Origin of the sequence: Streptomyces sp. MS191, from assembly GCF_008042125.1 — a bacterium.
In the GTDB taxonomy this organism is placed as follows: Bacteria; Actinomycetota; Actinomycetes; order Streptomycetales; family Streptomycetaceae; genus Streptomyces.
The window spans coordinates 26,965-42,684 of the sequence record NZ_RDBI01000034.1 but is presented as its reverse complement, the minus strand read 5'-3'; the positions used below and the strand labels follow the sequence as shown (position 1 = coordinate 42,684).

At 74.9% G+C, this 15,720-nt stretch carries 12 protein-coding genes and 1 riboswitch; of the genes, 6 read left to right on the top strand and 6 right to left on the bottom strand.

Translation table 11 applies throughout. The annotated features are described in order from the left end of the window. On the bottom strand, positions 1–3,271 hold a 3,271-nt coding region (locus EAO71_RS04450), incomplete at its 3' end, for an MHYT domain-containing protein (RefSeq protein WP_410093949.1). A 151-nt stretch (positions 3,272–3,422) separates the two neighbouring features. On the opposite strand from EAO71_RS04450, the gene EAO71_RS04440 reads away from it, so the two are divergent. The 4 genes from EAO71_RS04440 to EAO71_RS04425 all read left to right on the top strand — a co-directional run bounded on the left by EAO71_RS04440 (position 3,423) and on the right by EAO71_RS04425 (position 7,125). Further along, a complete protein-coding gene (locus EAO71_RS04440; protein WP_147976455.1) occupies positions 3,423–4,022 on the top strand; it encodes a class I SAM-dependent methyltransferase in 600 nt (199 codons plus the stop codon). Positions 4,023–4,191: 169 nt separating this feature from the next. After that, on the top strand, positions 4,192–4,506 hold the full coding sequence (locus tag EAO71_RS04435) for a hypothetical protein (RefSeq protein ID WP_147976454.1): 315 nt from the start codon (positions 4,192–4,194) through the stop codon (positions 4,504–4,506). 199 nt (positions 4,507–4,705) lie between these two features. Next, positions 4,706–5,614 (top strand): hypothetical protein, encoded by a 909-nt coding sequence (locus EAO71_RS04430; RefSeq protein WP_147976453.1) that lies wholly within the window; start codon positions 4,706–4,708, stop codon positions 5,612–5,614. A gap of 137 nt (positions 5,615–5,751) precedes the next feature. Then, on the top strand, positions 5,752–7,125 hold the full coding sequence (locus tag EAO71_RS04425; RefSeq protein ID WP_147976452.1) for a tannase/feruloyl esterase family alpha/beta hydrolase: 1,374 nt from the start codon (positions 5,752–5,754) through the stop codon (positions 7,123–7,125). Positions 7,126–7,196: 71 nt separating this feature from the next. Here EAO71_RS04425 and EAO71_RS04420 read toward each other — a convergent pair whose 3' ends face one another. The 3 genes from EAO71_RS04420 to EAO71_RS04410 form a co-directional block, all read right to left on the bottom strand. Then, positions 7,197–7,739, bottom strand: a complete 543-nt coding sequence (locus EAO71_RS04420; protein ID WP_147976451.1) for an MOSC domain-containing protein — start codon at positions 7,737–7,739, stop codon at positions 7,197–7,199. Positions 7,740–7,803: 64 nt separating this feature from the next. Next, the gene (locus EAO71_RS04415; RefSeq protein ID WP_147976450.1) at positions 7,804–7,986 is read right to left on the bottom strand and encodes a hypothetical protein; all 183 of its coding nucleotides are present in this window, start codon (positions 7,984–7,986) and stop codon (positions 7,804–7,806) included. Positions 7,987–8,025: 39 nt separating this feature from the next. Next, on the bottom strand, positions 8,026–9,114 hold the full coding sequence (locus EAO71_RS04410) for a fatty acid desaturase family protein (RefSeq protein ID WP_147976449.1): 1,089 nt from the start codon (positions 9,112–9,114) through the stop codon (positions 8,026–8,028). 287 nt (positions 9,115–9,401) lie between these two features. Here EAO71_RS04410 and EAO71_RS04405 point away from each other — a divergent pair, with 287 nt between their 5' ends. Beyond that, complete coding sequence (locus EAO71_RS04405) at positions 9,402–12,431, top strand: DEAD/DEAH box helicase (RefSeq protein ID WP_261991997.1); 3,030 nt, start codon at positions 9,402–9,404, stop codon at positions 12,429–12,431. After that, the gene (locus tag EAO71_RS04400) at positions 12,428–13,741 is read left to right on the top strand and encodes an SWF or SNF family helicase (protein WP_147976448.1); all 1,314 of its coding nucleotides are present in this window, start codon (positions 12,428–12,430) and stop codon (positions 13,739–13,741) included. The genes EAO71_RS04405 and EAO71_RS04400 overlap by 4 nt, the downstream gene beginning before the upstream one ends. Before the next feature lie 45 nt (positions 13,742–13,786). Here EAO71_RS04400 and EAO71_RS04395 read toward each other — a convergent pair whose 3' ends face one another. Together EAO71_RS04395 and EAO71_RS04390 are read right to left on the bottom strand one after the other, a co-directional pair. Next, entirely contained in the window at positions 13,787–14,527 is a 741-nt protein-coding gene (locus EAO71_RS04395; protein WP_147976447.1) for a hypothetical protein, read from the bottom strand. 165 nt (positions 14,528–14,692) lie between these two features. Further along, the gene (locus EAO71_RS04390) at positions 14,693–15,547 is read right to left on the bottom strand and encodes a bifunctional 5,10-methylenetetrahydrofolate dehydrogenase/5,10-methenyltetrahydrofolate cyclohydrolase (protein WP_147976446.1); all 855 of its coding nucleotides are present in this window, start codon (positions 15,545–15,547) and stop codon (positions 14,693–14,695) included. 28 nt (positions 15,548–15,575) lie between these two features. Further along, positions 15,576–15,680, bottom strand: a riboswitch (ZMP/ZTP riboswitch). Between the last annotated feature and the right edge of the window lie 40 nt (positions 15,681–15,720).

Below are 15,720 nucleotides of genomic sequence, written 5' to 3'. Positions count from 1 at the left end.
GCTGAGCCGGGGCGGGGGCCTGGGCCGGGGCGGGCCCGACGGCGGCGGCGCCCGACTGCCGCGGCGCCGTGCCCTCGACGGGGTCCCGGTCGTCCACCGTCACCGTCGTCGCGTGGTGCCGGCCCCTGCCCGGGGGCAGCGCGCCCTGCAGCAGCTCGGTGGGGAGCAGGACCACCGCGGTCGTCCCGCCGTAGGGCGAGGTCCGGAGGTGGACCTTGATGTCGTGCCGCGAGGAGAGGCGGCTGACCACGAACAGGCCCAGCCGGTCGCTGTCGAAGAGGTCGAGGGCCTCGGACTGCCGGATCCTCGTGTTGGCCTCGGCGAGCGTCTCCTTGCCCATGCCGAGTCCACGGTCCTCGATCTCCAGGGCGTAGCCGTTGCCGACGGGTTCACCGCTGATCCGGACCTTGGTGTGCGGCGGGGAGAACTGGGCGGCGTTCTCGACGAGTTCGGCGAGGAGATGGGTGAGGTCCGCGACGGCGCCGCCGACGACGGCCGCCTCGGGGAGCCGGCGCACCTCGACGCGCGCGTAGTCCTCGATCTCGGAGACCGCGGCCCGTACGACGTTGGTCAGCGGGACGGGCATGCGCCAGGCCCGGCCGGGCGCGGCGCCCGAGAGGATGATCAGGCTCTCGGCGTGGCGGCGCATCCGGGTCGTGAGGTGGTCGAGCCGGAAGAGGTCGCCGAGTTCGTTCGGGTCGTCGGCGCGCCGCTCCATGCTGTCCAGCAGGTTGAGCTGGCGGTGGACGAGGACCTGGCTGCGGCGGGCGAGGTTGACGAAGACGCCGGAGATGCCGCTGGCGAGTTCGGCGCGTTCGACGGCGGCGGACAGGGCCGCCCGGTGGACGGTGACGAGGGCTTCGCCGACCTGGCCGATCTCGTCCTGCGGGGCGGGACCGGGCGGGGTCTCGGCCCGGACGTCGATCTCCTCGCCGGCCCGCAGTCGCCGCATGGCGGCGGGGAGTTTGCGGCGCGCGATCCCGAGGGCGGTGTTGCGCAGGCTGATGAGTTCGACGACCAGGCCGCGGCCGATGCGTACGGAGATCACCAGCGAGGCGGCGACGGCGGCGAGGCCGAGGAGGACGGCCGCTCCCCCGGGTGACAGGGCGCCGCCGCCGAAGGGGTCGGCGCGGTCGGCTGCGGCGCGGTGGGCCTCGTCCTCGATCGCGAGGAGTTCCTCGCGGACGGCGTCGTGGGCGTCGTCCCAGGCGGCGGAGGGGGACGCCTGGGCGGCCTTGCGTCCGGGCGCGGCGGCCCGGACCCGGTCCTCGGCGGCGGTGAGCCGGCCGTAGGCGTGGCTGTCGGCGAGTTTCCGCCAGGCGGCTCGGTCGGACGCGCGGAGGTCGGCGCCGGCCGAGGCGGCGAGGGTGCGGCGCGTCTCGACGACGCCGATGAAGTGCTGAAGCCTTTCTGCGTTGAGCTGCCCGCCGAGTTGGGCGGCGCCGAGCAGGGCGTCCTCGCGGGAGAGCATCTCGCCGGCGCGGGCGAACTCGAGGAGCACCCGCGCGTCGGTGCCGGGCTGCGCCTCCTGGACGCCGGTGAGGGCACCCTCGATCGCGAAGGCGGAGGTGACGGCGGCGGTGTACTCCTCGTACACCTGCTTCCCGTCGGCACCGCCCCCTCCCGCGGCGGCCGCCCTGAGCCGGCTGAGCCGGCCGACGGTGGTGACGAAGGAGCCGATGCGGTCGGCGACCTCGCGGGGGAGGTCGCCGGTGTCGCCGATGGTGTGCCGGTCGTCGAGGCGGAGCCGGTCGACGGCGGCGTCGGTGTCCCGCATCCGTTCCTTGAGCTCGGCGGCCCGTGCGGCGGCGGGCGCGACGGCCTGGCGGACGGCGGCGGCGCGTTCGTCCTGCAGGGCGGTGACGGCGGCGGCGACCGGCCGGCGGACGTCGGTGTCGACCCGCTGGAGCTGGCGCAGCCGGGCGACGTCCTGCGCGGTGGTGACGGTGGCGAACCCCCACAGGGCGAGGAGCGACACGACGGGGACCATCAGCAGGGAGACGATCTTCGCGCGGACGGTACGCGGGCGCAGTCCGCGGCGCCGGGGCAGGGTGCCCGGTCCGGCGGGGGCGGTCTCCTCGGGCCGTTCGGACTCCTCGGCCCGCCGGGCCCGGGGTTCGGGGGTGGGCACCGGCGGTTCGTCGGCGGGTGGTCCGGCGTGGGCGCGCCGCCCACGTGCCGCCGTGTGCGGCTGCGCCGTCGCGTCGGGGCGCTGGTTCCTGCGGGGAGTTCGCATGGCCTCCTCGTTTCCGGCTGCGTCTGTCCTGGTGCGTGTGCGGTGGGGCGGTGCCCGGGTGGGTCCGGCGCCCGGTCTGGGAGGGGTGACCGGGCGCCGGACGCATCCGCGGGCCTCCCGCCGGCGAGCGGGGGCCTCGTCGACCGGGCCCGCCGGGTAGGCGTACGACGGCGGGGCCTCGGTGGTGCGTCCGGTCCCCGTGCCGTGTGCCGCTCCGGCGTCCGCGGCTCCGGGGCGGAATCCGGGCGGGGCGACGTCCACCGCGCGGTCGTCCGGTTCGGTGAGGCGTTCCGCCGAGGTGTAGGCCGCGCGTTCCCGTGCGGTCGGCGAGAGGGCCACGAAGGCCGAGGTGATGAAGAGGTAGGAGCCGAGCCCCACGGCGAGCGGGAAGACGAACTGCATCACGGTGGCGCCGGAGAGTTCCGCCGACGACGGGACGACGTCGACGCGCACGGCGAACATCCCGGTGTAGTGCATGCTGCTGACCGCCGCGCCCATGACGAGCGAGGCGATCGCGACCGCGACCGGGGCGTGGATGTGGAGCGCCGCCCAGAGGGCCGCCGTCGCGGCGACGACCGCGATGACGACGGAGAGCGCGACGAGCATCGGGTCGTAGCGCACCTGTCCGTGCAGGCGCAGCGCGGCCATTCCCATGTAGTGCATGCTCGCGACGCCGATTCCGGTGGTGAGTCCGCCGATGAGGAGCGATCCGACGCGGTCGCCGCCGTACCCGACGGCGAAGACGCCGACTCCGACGACGGCCATGGCGATGAGCAGGCTGAGGACGGTCAGCGGAACGTTGTAGCGGATGTCCGTCCCCGTCACCCCGAAGCCGAGCATGGCGACGAAGTGCATCGTCCAGATGCCGGTGCCGAGGGCGGACGCCGCGGTGAGCAGCCAGTTGCGCCGTGATCGGCCGGTCGTTTCCAGGGCGCGGACGGTGCAGCGCAGCCCGAGCGCGGCGCCGACGCAGGCCATCACGTACGACAGCGCGGGTGTCAGCCACCCGAAGGTGGCGTGGTCCAGGTGTCCCATGGCTCAGGGACGCTAGTCCTGTGAAGGGGGCGCACTGAGGGCGCATTTCGAAACCTGATGGAATATGACGAAGAGATGTTCCTGAACGATCGAGCAGCGCTCGAACGTGTGCACAGAGCGTTCACCCCGGGGGTTGAGGAATCATGGACGCATGAACGACGACCCGACGCGTGTGCAGGAGTTCTTCGGCGTCCGCGCCGCCGGCTGGGACGCGCGGTTCCCCGACGACGGGCCCGCGTACGCCGATGCCGTGAACGACCTCGGTCTGCGCCCCGGCGACGCCGTACTCGACGCGGGCTGCGGCACCGGCCGCGCCCTGCCGCCCCTGCGCGAGGCCGTGGGGCCCGGCGGAACGGTCCTGGGGGCCGACCTCACCCCCGAGATGCTCGACGCGGCGACCGCGGCCGGGCGGGACGAGGCCGGCACACTGCTGCTCGCCGACGTCTCCCGGCTGCCGCTGCGCGACGGCGCGCTCGACGCGGTGTTCGGCGCCGGACTCGTCTCCCATCTCGCCGACCCCGCCGCGGACCTGCGCGAACTGGCCCGTGTGGTGCGCCCCGGCGGGCGGCTCGCTCTCTTCCACCCCATCGGCCGGGCGGCCCTCGCGGCCCGGCACGGCCGCCGGATCACCGGGGACGACCTGCGGGCCGAGCCCAACCTCCGTCCCGTGCTGGCCGGTTCCGGCTGGCGGATGGTCAGTTACGTGGACCGCGACCACCGTTACCTCGTGCTCGCCGTCCGCGAGGGCTGAACGTCGCGGCGGGCGCACCACGGAGAACCCCGCCGCGGGGCGGGCGGAAGCCGGGCACGGCCCCACGGACGGGCCGGTCACGACGGCCCGGCACGCGCCCTTCTGTCACGCCCGTTCCGTGTCTACCGTGGAGGTGCCGGGCAGCCGTGCCCGGGGAAGGCGGCAGGCCGTGACGCGCGTACGTGATCGATTCCGCAGGCTTCTCCCCTCCACCCGCCCGGCCTCGTCCTCGGGACCGGGCACGCGCCGGCCACGCCGGACCCACAACCTCTTCGAAGCGGCGGCGGTGTACGTGGCGGCCGGCGCAGAGGACGACGAGGACCGGGCGGACGAGGCGGCGGGCTGGGTCTCCCCCGACGCGCTCAGCTTCGGCATCAACGAGCTCGCCTGCCGGGCCGTGATCGCGCTCGCCCGCGAGCGCGACCAGTCACCGGAGTCCGTGGCCCGCTCCCTGCTCGGACTGCCGGAGGCCCCGGCGGCCTGAGCCGTGCCGCGTCGCGCCCCGGACGTGATGCCGGAGAAGTTCGGGTCCGTACGGTTCACGGGACCGCCGCGTACCGTCGCGGCGGGCCCGGCCTGCCGGAATCGGGCGCGTCACTTTCGCCGTCTTCCCGCACGGGAACTCTCGACGCACGGGTTACCCACTGGTTAAGGTGCGCCGACGACCAGAAGGGGAGGCTGCCGTGGGTGGGACGGAACCTACCGCCGACGACGACGCGCTGTACGTGTTGACGGCGGTGCTGCTGACGCCTGCGCGGTTCCCGAGCGTGCTCGGCGACGACTATCCGGCGGCGTGCGCGGCGCTGGAGCTGGAGCCGTACGCCGAGGGGTACGGACTCGTGCTCGGCCAGGACGGCGAGGGCGCCCGGTGGACGGTGGTCGTCGACGACGTCTCGCTGGTCGCCGTGGCCATCGCCTCCTGGGACTGCGGCATGGCGTACGACCTCTCCCCGGACGAGCGCTCCGTCGTGGCCGCCCTGCCGGGCTGGCCGCTGGCGGTCGCCTCGGCGGCCCCCGACCTCCCGGCCCCGCACGATCCGGAGCCCGAGGAGGGCGCGCGGACGCCGCTCGCCCCGCCGTCCGAGGACGCCTGGGGCCCGGCCCAGCGCCGGCTCGGCGCCGACGAGGTGGCGCTCCAGTGGGCCGCGTGGCGGGCCCGGATGGACGACCCCGACGACGCCTCCGGCGAGGACGGCGACGCGGCCGGCGACGACCGGGGCGGTACCGGCCCGGCGGACGGCGAGGGCGCCGGCCCGGCCCCGGACGCCGCGGCGGACACCGCGGACCCGGCCCCCGGAGGCGGCGACGCGGCCCCCGCCGATCCGTACGACGGCGTCCGCCGGGCCCTCGCCGAACTGCGCGGCTATCTGGAGGAGGCGCCGCCGGTCGGCCGCGTGCGGTCGAGCTTCGCCACCGGTGACGCGCGGATGCTGCGGGCCGACGGCCCCGGCTGGTCGCTGGTCGCCCGGACCGACGACATGGCGTTCGTCCTGCTGGACGACGAACCGCGCGAGGTCCTCCCGGTGGCGCGGGGGCCGAAGCTGCCCGCCCTCCTGGAAGCGCTGGAGGCGATGGCCGTCCGCCCCTCCTGACCGGAAAGCACCACATGGGCCGTCGGCCCGAGGTGTGGTCCCGGACCATGGCCGCGCGGGAGGAGCGCGCCGCACGATGTGGCGGCGCGCCCCACGGGTAACGCATCCCCGTCCCGCCGTCCCACCGGAGGCCGTCCATGCGCCCGATCCGAGGCGTTCCCCTGCTCGCCGCACTCCTGACGGGCCTGACCGTCCTCGGCCCCGCCGCCCCGGCCGGGGCCGAGGGCGGCGGCCCGTCCTGTGCCCGTCAGGAGCTGCTGCGCGTCCCCGGCGCGGAGCGGCAGCAGACCGCCTGCCTCGGCGATCTGACGACCGCCGGGCTGGCCGGCACCGCCTACACCGACATGGCCGACCAGGCCGGTCTCTCGGCGAAGGGCACCAGGAACCCGTCCGGGGTCCCGGGCGTCCAGATCGACGGCTACTTCCCGGACGACTCCCGCCTCAACGCCACCCACGGCTGGGCCCACGACTCCCAGTTCGTCATCCGGCTCCCCGACCACTGGAACGGCGGCCTGGTCGTCACGGGGGCACCGGGCACCCGGCGCCAGTACGCCACCGACACCCTGATCTCGGACCACGTCCTCGCCCAGGGCTTCGCCTACGCCGCCACCGACAAGGGGAACACCGGACCGGACTTCTTCACCGACGGACGGCAGCCGGGTGACGCGGTCGCCGAGTGGAACCACCGGGTGACCGAGCTGACCAGGGCCGCCAAGCAGGCCGTCAGGCAGCGCTACGGCCACGCCCCGCGCCGTACGTACATGACCGGCATCTCCAACGCCGGCTACCTGACCCGCTGGCAGCTGGAGAACCGTCCCGAGCTGTACGACGGGGGCGTGGACTGGGAAGGGGTCCTGTGGACGACCCGGGGCCCGAACCTGCTGACGAGCCTGCCGGTGACCGTGGCGCGCTCCGTCGGGCGGGCGACCGACGACGACCTGGTCGCGGCCGGGTTCGCGCCGGGCTCGGCGTTCCTGTGGCCGTACCACGAGAAGGCGTACTGGGGGCTGACCCAGAAGATCTTCCGAGCCGAGTTCGACCCGTCGTACGATCCGAGCTGCCCGGGCACCACCGCCGGGACCACCGTCGAGCGGATCCTGGCGCCCTGCGCGTCGGACGCCGCCTACGACTACGCCACCCGTCCGCGTGCGGTCCAGCGGGCCGTGGCGAAGGTCGCGCTCACCGGACGGATCGGCAAGCCGCTCATCACCCTGCACGGCGACCTGGACACGCTGCTGCCGATCGCGACCGACTCGGACGTGTACGAGCAGATGATCGACGCGCGCGGCCGGGACCGCCTCCACCGGTACTACACGGTGCAGGACGGCACCCACACCGACGGCCTGTACGACACCTATCCGGACCGGCTGCGGCCGATCCTGCCGTGCTACCGCTCGGCGTTCGCGGCACTGACCCGGTGGGTGGAGGCGGGCACGGCACCGCCCGCCGACCGCACGATCGCGCGGCCCGCGGGCGGTGACCCGGTCAACTCCTGCGCGCTGGAGGGCTAGGTCCTGTCCGGCTCGCGGTGTCCGGTGCCGGGCGTCGCGAGCCGGGCGGAACTCCGACGGCAGGGCCCGGTTCAGACCATTTCCAGGGGACGGTGCGGCTCGGCCGGGAGCTCGATCGTGATCGGGTCGCCGGGCCGCACCTCCCCGCCGGTCAGCACGACGCTCATGATCCCGGCCTTGCGGACGATCCGGCCGTCCTCGTCACGGCCGAGAACCTGCTTGAGCAGTCCGTGGCGGTAGGTGTCGATCTGCGCGCACGGGTTGCGGAGCCCGGTGACCTCGACCACGGCCTCGGCGCCGAGCCAGAGGCGGGTCCCGGTGGGCAGGCCGAGCAGGTCGATCCCGCGCGTCGTGACGTTCTCGCCGAGCGCGCCGGGCGCCACCTCGAAACCGGCGCCGGCGACCTCGTCGAGGAGTTCGGCGTGGATGAGGTGCACCTGGCGCAGGTTCGGCACGGTCGGGTCCTTCGCGACCCGCGAGCGGTGCCTGACCGTCACACCCGCGTGGACGTCCCCCTCCACACCGAGCCCGGCCAGCAGCGTGATGCTGTCCCGGTTCGGCTTGGTGAACGAGTACTCGCCGTTGCTGCTGACCGTCGTGACCGTGCCGCTCATGACGCCGAGCTCCCCTCTCCCCAACATGATGATCACCCGCGACCCTACTGGAGGGCCTCCGGTGTCAGCGACGGAGTTCCTTGCGGGAGATCCGGCGCAGCCGGCGCCGCTGGCCGGGGTCCAGGGCCAGGTAGGCCACGGCGGGGACGCCCAGGATCACGAGCAGCGACATCCAGAATCCGATGAGGGGGATGAGGAGCAGGCCCACGGCCACTCCCCCGATCACTATCTTCGTGCGTGTCGTCATGGTTCCGACGCCTCCTTCTCAGGCCGCCGCCGGCAGCGTTCAGGCTGCCGTGCGAAGCGGCTCGCCGACCTCGTGGAGATGACCGAGCGCCTGCCGGTAGGACTCGACGAAACCGGTCTCCGTGTAGGGGATACCCAGTGTGCGGCAATGGGCACGCACGGCGGGCTGGGCGAGGCGGAGATGCGGCCGGGGCATGCTCGGGAAGAGATGGTGCTCGATCTGGTAGTTCAGCCCGCCGAGGAACCAGTCGGTGACGGCGCCGCCGCGGATGTTGCGCGAGGTGAGCACCTGCCGGCGCAGATGACCCCAGCTGTCGCCGTCGGGGTGGGCGTCCGGCATCTCCATGCCCTTGTGGTTCGGGGCGAAGGCCATGCCGAGGTGGAGCCCGAGGAGCATCTGGTGGATCAGGGCGAAGACCAGCGCCTGCCCGAGGGTGAGGGTGCTCAGGAGCAGCGTGGCGTAGCCGGCGACGTGGGCGCAGAGGAGGGCGCCCTCGACGAGCCGGTCGCGCCGGGTGCGGTAGGGACCGTCCGCGGAGAACAGGGCCTGGAAGCCGTACACCTTGAGGGCGATGCCCTCCAGGGTGGTCAGCGGGAAGAACAGCCAGGCCTGGTGGCGGGTGAGCCAGCCGCGCAGGCCCGTGCGGCCGGCCGTCTGGTGCTGGGCGAAGACGAGGATGTCGGCGGCGACGTCCGGATCCTTCTCCAGGTGGTTGGGATGTGCGTGGTGGCGGTTGTGCTTGTCGTTCCACCACTCCTGGCTCATGCCGAGCAGGAGGTTGGCGTGGACGAGCTGGATGGCCCGGTTGCGCCTGCGGTGCGCGCTGATCTGGGAGTGGCCGGCGTCGTGTCCGACGAAGGCGGCCCGGGCGGAGAAGAGGGCGAGCGGGACGGCCAGGGGCAGGGCCCACCAGGTCGGGCCGAGCAGGACCAGCCCCACGGCCACCGCGGTGAGGGCGAGGAGGTTGACGGTGATCCCGCGGGCGTACCAGCCGGTCCGGCGGTCGAGCAGCCCCTGCTCCTTGACCGTGCGGAGCAGGGGGCCGAACTCGCTGGTCCCGGCGCCGCGCCGGGCGGCTGCGGCTGGGGCCTTCTCGGGGGCCGTGAGCGTGGCGGTGGCCTGGGGCATGGAGGTCTCCGGTGTCCGTGGCGGGGCCTGGGCGCTGGCTGCGCGGCCTGAGTCGAACGTACGGATCGGTGATCGCCTGGGGCCATGGCGGCATCCCCCGGAATCCCGGGGGGATGCCCGGGTGCGGGTGGTGGGGCTGGCCCCACCGCGAGGCCGGCGCTGGGATCGGCCGGGGTGGTCCCGGTCCGAGCGGTGTGAGCCGGATCACGGCGTTTCCGTTCCCGGCGCGGCCGGCGGATCGGGTACCCTCGGCCGCTCGACCCCAGTAGTCAAATTTGAGGAATGCGTTGACGCTGTCGCAGAGTCCCGATGAACTCGCCCGCTGTTCCGCCGTCTTCCTGCCCGCCGACCCCCCGCGCGAAGGCCGGATCGCCTTCTGGTCGCCGGAGGGCGACGAGAACACCCGGACGGTCCGCGACGGGCGGGCGGATCAGGAGACGCGGGGGACGCACGGGGCGCAGGAGGACCGGAAGCGCACGGACGGGCGGGGGGCCGAGGCCGGACCGACCCTGGTGACCGTGGTGACCGCGGACCTCGACACCCGCGCGGTGCCGGCGCTGGTCCTTCCGGTTCGGGAGGCCCTGCCCCTGCTGACCCGGGCCCGGCGGCACGACCACGCCTCGCCGTCCACCGCGTTCTGGGGCGCCGCCGCCCTGCTCGCCCTCGGGTTCGTCGCCCGGGGGCTCGTCCTGCCCGGTCTCACCCCGACCGACCGCGACGCCTGGCGGGCCGGCCCCCTCGGCCCCGAGGAGGTGTCGGCGCTGCGCACGCTGGCCGCCTCGATGCCGCCGTCCGCCCACGCCGTACCGCTGCCGGAGCCGGAGCGCACGACGGCGCCGGCAGGGGCACCGGCGGACGGCGCGGACGCCCTGCGGCTGCCCGAACCGGAGGGTCTGCTGCGCGCGTTCGTCGATGCCGTCGCCGACACACTGCCCCGCACGCCGGCCGCGCCGCTCGCCGCCGGCGGCCCCGCCTTCGCCGCTCCCGAGCCGCAGACGCTGCCCGGTCAGCGGGCCTGGGCGGCCGACGTGGCAGCCGGTCACGACGCGGGCGTACGCCTCTCCCTGCGCATCGAACTGCCCGGCCTCTCCGCGCKCGCGGAGGGCGCCGACGCGTCCGACGGCCCGCCCTCCGAGGGACCGGTCTTCCGGGCCGTGCTGCAGATCCACAGCGTCGCCGATCCCGCGCTCGCCGCCGACGCGGCCGAGATCTGGGCCGGATCGGGCCCGTCCGGCGCCGCGTTCGGCCCGCGCGCCCGGATGGACGCCCTGCTCGCCCTGCGCCGCGCCGCCCGCGCCTGGCCTCCGCTGGCCCCGCTGCTCTCCGCGGCGGTCCCGGACGCCGTGGAACTGGCCGACGAGGAGGTCACGGAACTCCTCGGTCCGGCCGCCCGGGCGCTCGCCGCCACCGGTGTGCGGATCCACTGGCCGCGCGACCTGGCCCACCGGCTCACGACGACCGCGGTGATCGGGCCTCCGGACGAACCGGCCCACGAGGCCGGCCCGGACACCACGGGCACGCAGGACGGCCGGCCGGGGGCCGGACTCTCCGGGCTCCCGTCGTTCCTGTCCGCCGACGCCCTCCTCGCCTTCAACTGGCGCTTCGCGCTGGGCGACCGGGAGCTGTCCCGCGCCGAGCTGGACCGGCTGGCCGAGTCCGCCCGCCCCCTGGTCCGGCTGCGGGACCGCTGGGTCCTGATCGACCCCGCCGAACTCCGGCGTGCCCGCTCCGCACAGGACCGCAAGGTCACCCCGGTCGACGCGCTCGGCGCCGTCCTGACCGGCACCACCGAGGTCGCCGGCCACCGCGTCGAGGTCCGGGCGACCGGCGCGCTGGAACAGCTGCGCGCCCGGCTGGCCGATCCGGAGGGCGGCCCGCAGGAGATCGCCCAGCCCACGGCGCTCGCCGCGACGCTCCGCGACTACCAGCTGCGCGGCCTGGACTGGCTCCACCGGATGACCTCCCTGGGCCTCGGCGGCTGCCTCGCCGACGACATGGGACTGGGCAAGACGATCACCCTCATCGCCCTCCACCTGCACCGGCAGACCGACCCCTCCGCCGCCGGACCCACGCTCGTCGTCTGCCCGACCTCGCTCATGGGCAACTGGCAGCGTGAGATCGAGCGGTTCGCGCCGGGCACCCCCGTACGCCGCTTCCACGGTGCGGCCCGCGGTCTGGAGGGGCTCGCGGACGGCGAGTTCGTCCTCACCACCTACGGCACCATGCGGCTGGACACGGCGCGACTCGCCGCCCCGGCCTGGGGCCTGGTCGTCGCGGACGAGGCCCAGCACGTCAAGAACCCGTACTCCGCCACCGCGAAGCAGCTCCGCACGATCGGTACCAAGGCACGCGTCGCCCTGACCGGAACGCCCGTGGAGAACAACCTCTCCGAGCTGTGGGCGATCCTCGACTGGACGACACCCGGCCTCCTCGGCCGGCTCGGCACCTTCCGGTCCCGGTACGCCTCCGCCGTCGAGGGCGGCCGGGACCCGGCCGCCGCGGAACGGCTCGCGTCGCTGGTCCGCCCGTTCCTGCTGCGCCGCCGCAAGTCGGACCCCGGCATCGCCCCCGAGCTGCCGCCGAAGACCGAGACCGACCGCGCCGTCTCCCTGACGAAGGAACAGGCGGGCCTGTACGAGGCGGTGGTGCGCGAGACCCTCGCGGCGATCGCCGAGGCCGACGGCATGGAACGGCGCGGCCTGGTCGTGAAGCTGCTGACCGGCCTCAAGCAGATCTGCAACCACCCGGCCCAGTACCTCAAGGAGGAGCGTCCCCTGATCGAGGGCCGCTCGGGGAAGCTGGAGCTGCTGGACGAACTGCTGGACACGATTCTCGCCGAGGACGCGAGCGTGCTGGTCTTCACCCAGTACGTGCAGATGGCGCGGCTGCTCGAACGGCACCTGGCGGCGAGGGGCGTGCGGACCCAGTTCCTGCACGGCGGGACGCCGGTCGCCGAGCGTGAGGCGATGGTGGCCCGTTTCCAGGACGGCGACGTGCCCGTGTTCCTGCTGTCGCTGAAGGCCGCGGGCACGGGGCTCAACCTCACCCGGGCCGGTCACGTCGTGCACTACGACCGCTGGTGGAATCCCGCGGTGGAGGCGCAGGCGACCGACCGCGCCTACCGCATCGGGCAGACCCAGCCGGTCCAGGTCCACCGGCTGATCGCCGAGGGCACCATCGAGGACCGCATCGCCGACATGCTGGTCCGCAAAAGGGAGTTGGCCGACGCCGTGCTCGGCGCGGGCGAGGCGGCACTGACCGAGCTGACGGATGCCGAACTGGCGGACCTGGTCCAGCTGCGAGGGGACGGACGATGAGCGGGTACGAGACCGAGGGCACGGCTGGCCGGCACGACGAGGAGCGGACCTTCGCGGCCCTGCCGCCGGCGCCCGGTTCCGCGTTCGCCCGGACGTGGTGGGGCCGGGCATGGCTGAAGGCGCTGGAGGACACCGCGCTCGACAACCAGCAGTTGAAGCAGGGGCGCCGCCACGCGCGCCAGGGCGCGGTGGGCGCCGTGTCGGTGCGCCCGGGCCGGATCACCGCGGTGGTCAAGGACCGGGACGGCACCGCGCACCGCAGTGACGTGCTGCTGCAGGAACTGTCGGAGGAGGAGTGGGACCGGTTGCTGGACCTGGCGGTGGACAGCGCGGGGCACATCGCGGCGCTGCTCGACCGTGACATGCCTCCGCACCTGGTCGAGGACGCGGCGGCGGCCGGGCTCGAACTCCTCCCGGGCATCGGCGATCTGGACCCGGAGTGCGGCTGCGAGTCCTGGGACCACTGTCCGCACACGGCGGCACTGTGCTACCAGGTGGCGCGGCTGCTGGACGAGGATCCCTTCGTCCTGCTGCTGATGCGTGGGCGGGGCGAGCGGGCGGTGCTGGACGAGCTCCAGGAGCGCAGCGCGTCGCGTGCGACGGGGGCGGGATCCGGGGCGGACGGGCCGGCTGCCCCCGCCGCGGGGGTGTCCGCGCGGGAGGCGTTCGCCGCGCGGGACATCCTGCCGCCGTTGCCGGCCCCGCCCGCGCTGCCGTCGGTCCCGGGCGAGCCGCCGTCGCTCGACACCGAGACGGACCCGGAACCGGGGGTCGACGCGGCGGCGCTGGAGTTCCTGGCGGCCGACGCGGCCGTCCGGGCCCACCGGATGCTGGCGGAGGCGCTGGCGCCGGGGCACGAACGGCAGCCCGTGGAGGCGGACCTGACGCCCGGCCAGGACGCGGTGCGGCTGGTGGCGACCGGGACGCCGACGTCGTCGATCGCGACCCGGCTGGCCGCCGGGTCCGGGCGCCGGCGGACCGATCTGGAGCCGGCGGCCCGGGCGTGGCGGGTGGGCGGCGCTCCCGCCCTGGCCGCCCTGGAGGAGGAGTGGGCGCCGGAACCGGAGGCGCTCGCCCGGGCGAAGGCTCAGCTCGCGCAGGCGTGGGAGGGTGCCGAGCCGAGGCCGGCACTGCGCCCGGCCGGAGCCGGTCGCTGGACGGTGGTCGGCGCGGAGGCCCAGCTGCGGCTCGCCGTGGACGGCCGCTGGTGGGCGTGCCGCAAGGAGCGGGACCGGTGGGTGCCGGCGGGTCCGTCGGACCCCGACCCGGCGGCGGCGCTGGCCGCGGTGCTCGCGGCGGGTGAGGACTGAGACCGGCGGCGGGCGAGGAGCGAGGCGCGGGTCAGGGACGGGCCGTCACAGGAGCGGCGCGGTGAGCTTGCGTACGGTCGCCGTGGCGTCGTCCCCGGCGTCGTCGCCCGTCCCGGAACCGGTACCGGCGTTCACCGCGAGACTGCAGGTCACGGTGTCGGTGCCGAGCAGGTAGCTGGTGCGGAACGGGTACTGGACGAAGGTGGTCCAGCGGGTGCCGCGCGGCTGGTCGGCGGCCTTGCGGCGCAGGAGGTCGCGGCAGAGCGCCGCGGCCGCGTCGCGCACCTCCTCGTCGGAGTCGTGGTCGCCGGTCAGCCGGAGCACGGCCACGACCTGGGCGTCATGGGGCCGGACGCAGGAGCGCCGGGTGACGGTGCCGGGTGCGGACCGGTCGATGTCGAAGCACTCCCCCGCCCGGAGCCGGTCGAACGGCACGGGCGACGCCGTCGGTGACGGGCTGCGGGAGGGCCGCGGGGTGGAAGCGGTGCSGCGCGGCCGGGTGCGGGCCGGTGCGGGTGTGGTGGCGGGGACGCGCGAGGGGCTCCGGGTGGTCGCGATCCCGCCCTGTGGTGCGGGCCGGCGTCCGGCGGCCTGGGTGGTCCGGGCCTCGCCGGACGCACCGGGCCGGGCGGCGTCCCCCGGCCGCGCGTCCCGGTCTCCGTCACGGCTCGCCACCAGGGCCGCCGCCAGGAAGGCGACGGCCGACAGGACCAGGAGCGGGACGAGGAGGTACCGGAGGGGTGACGACCGGTCGGCGGAGAGCGGGGCCATGGTGACCAGCGTCACCTCCTTTCCCTCATCTCACGCCCTTTGAAGGCGAGTTGAAGCACGGCCCGTACGGAACCGTGACAATCCACGATTCCGTGCGGGCTGTTCGCCGTGGCGGCAAGTGTGCGGGAGGGCGTCCCGTCGATCAAGCCCGGCGGTCCCGGGGAGATCGGCCGGGCGGGCCTACAGACCCAGCTGCCGCTCCGCCGCCTCGACGGTCTGGGCGAGCAGTACGGCGATCGTCATCGGGCCCACGCCGCCCGGCACCGGGGTGATGAGGGAGGCGCGCTCGGCGGCCGACGCGAAGTCGACGTCCCCGACGTTGCCGGGGTTGTAGCCGGCGTCGACGACGACCGCGCCCGGCTTGATGTCCTCGCCCCTGATAAAGTTCGGCTTGCCGACCGCCGCCACGAGGACGTCGGCCTCGCGGACGATCGAGGAGAGCTCGGTGGTGCGGGAGTGGCAGTACGTGACGGTGGCGTCCCGGCCGAGCAGCAGCAGGCCCGCCGGCTTGCCGAGGATCGCCGAACGGCCGACGACGACCGCCCGCTTGCCGCTGAGGGCGACCTCGTACGCGTCGAGGAGGCGCATGATGCCGCCGGGGGTGCAGGAGACGAAGCCGGGCAGCCCGAAGCCCATCGCGGCGAAGGACGCCATGGTCACGCCGTCCACGTCCTTCTCGGGGGCGATGGCCTCGAAGGCGGCGCGCTCGTCGATGTGCGGCCCGACCGGGTGCTGCAGCAGGATGCCGTGGACCTCGGGGTCATCGGAGAGCGCGGTGATCGCGGCGACGAGCTCCTCCGTCGTCGTCTCGGCGGGCAGCTCGACGTGGCGGGAGCGGATTCCGGCCTTCGCGCAGCGGTTCTGCTTCATCTTCACGTAGGTGACGGAGGCGGGGTCGGCGCCGACGAGCACGGTGGCGAGGCAGGGGGTGACCCCGGTGCGGCGGGTGACCTCGGCGGCACGTGCCGCCGTCTCCTCGACCGTCCGGCGGGCGAGCGCGGTGCCGTCCATGAGGGAGGCGGTGCTGGTGGACATGGGCCACTCCTGGGCGTCGTCGATGACCGGTGTTCGCCCAGGCGCACGGCAGCGCGGTCCGCGCGGGTGCGCGGTGTCCACGGGGCCGCTCCCCGGTGGTGATCCACCTCAAGCGCCAGTCACGGCCCGCGCACCACTGTACGTGAGGCCGTGGGCCGGGGTCCGGGGGCGGG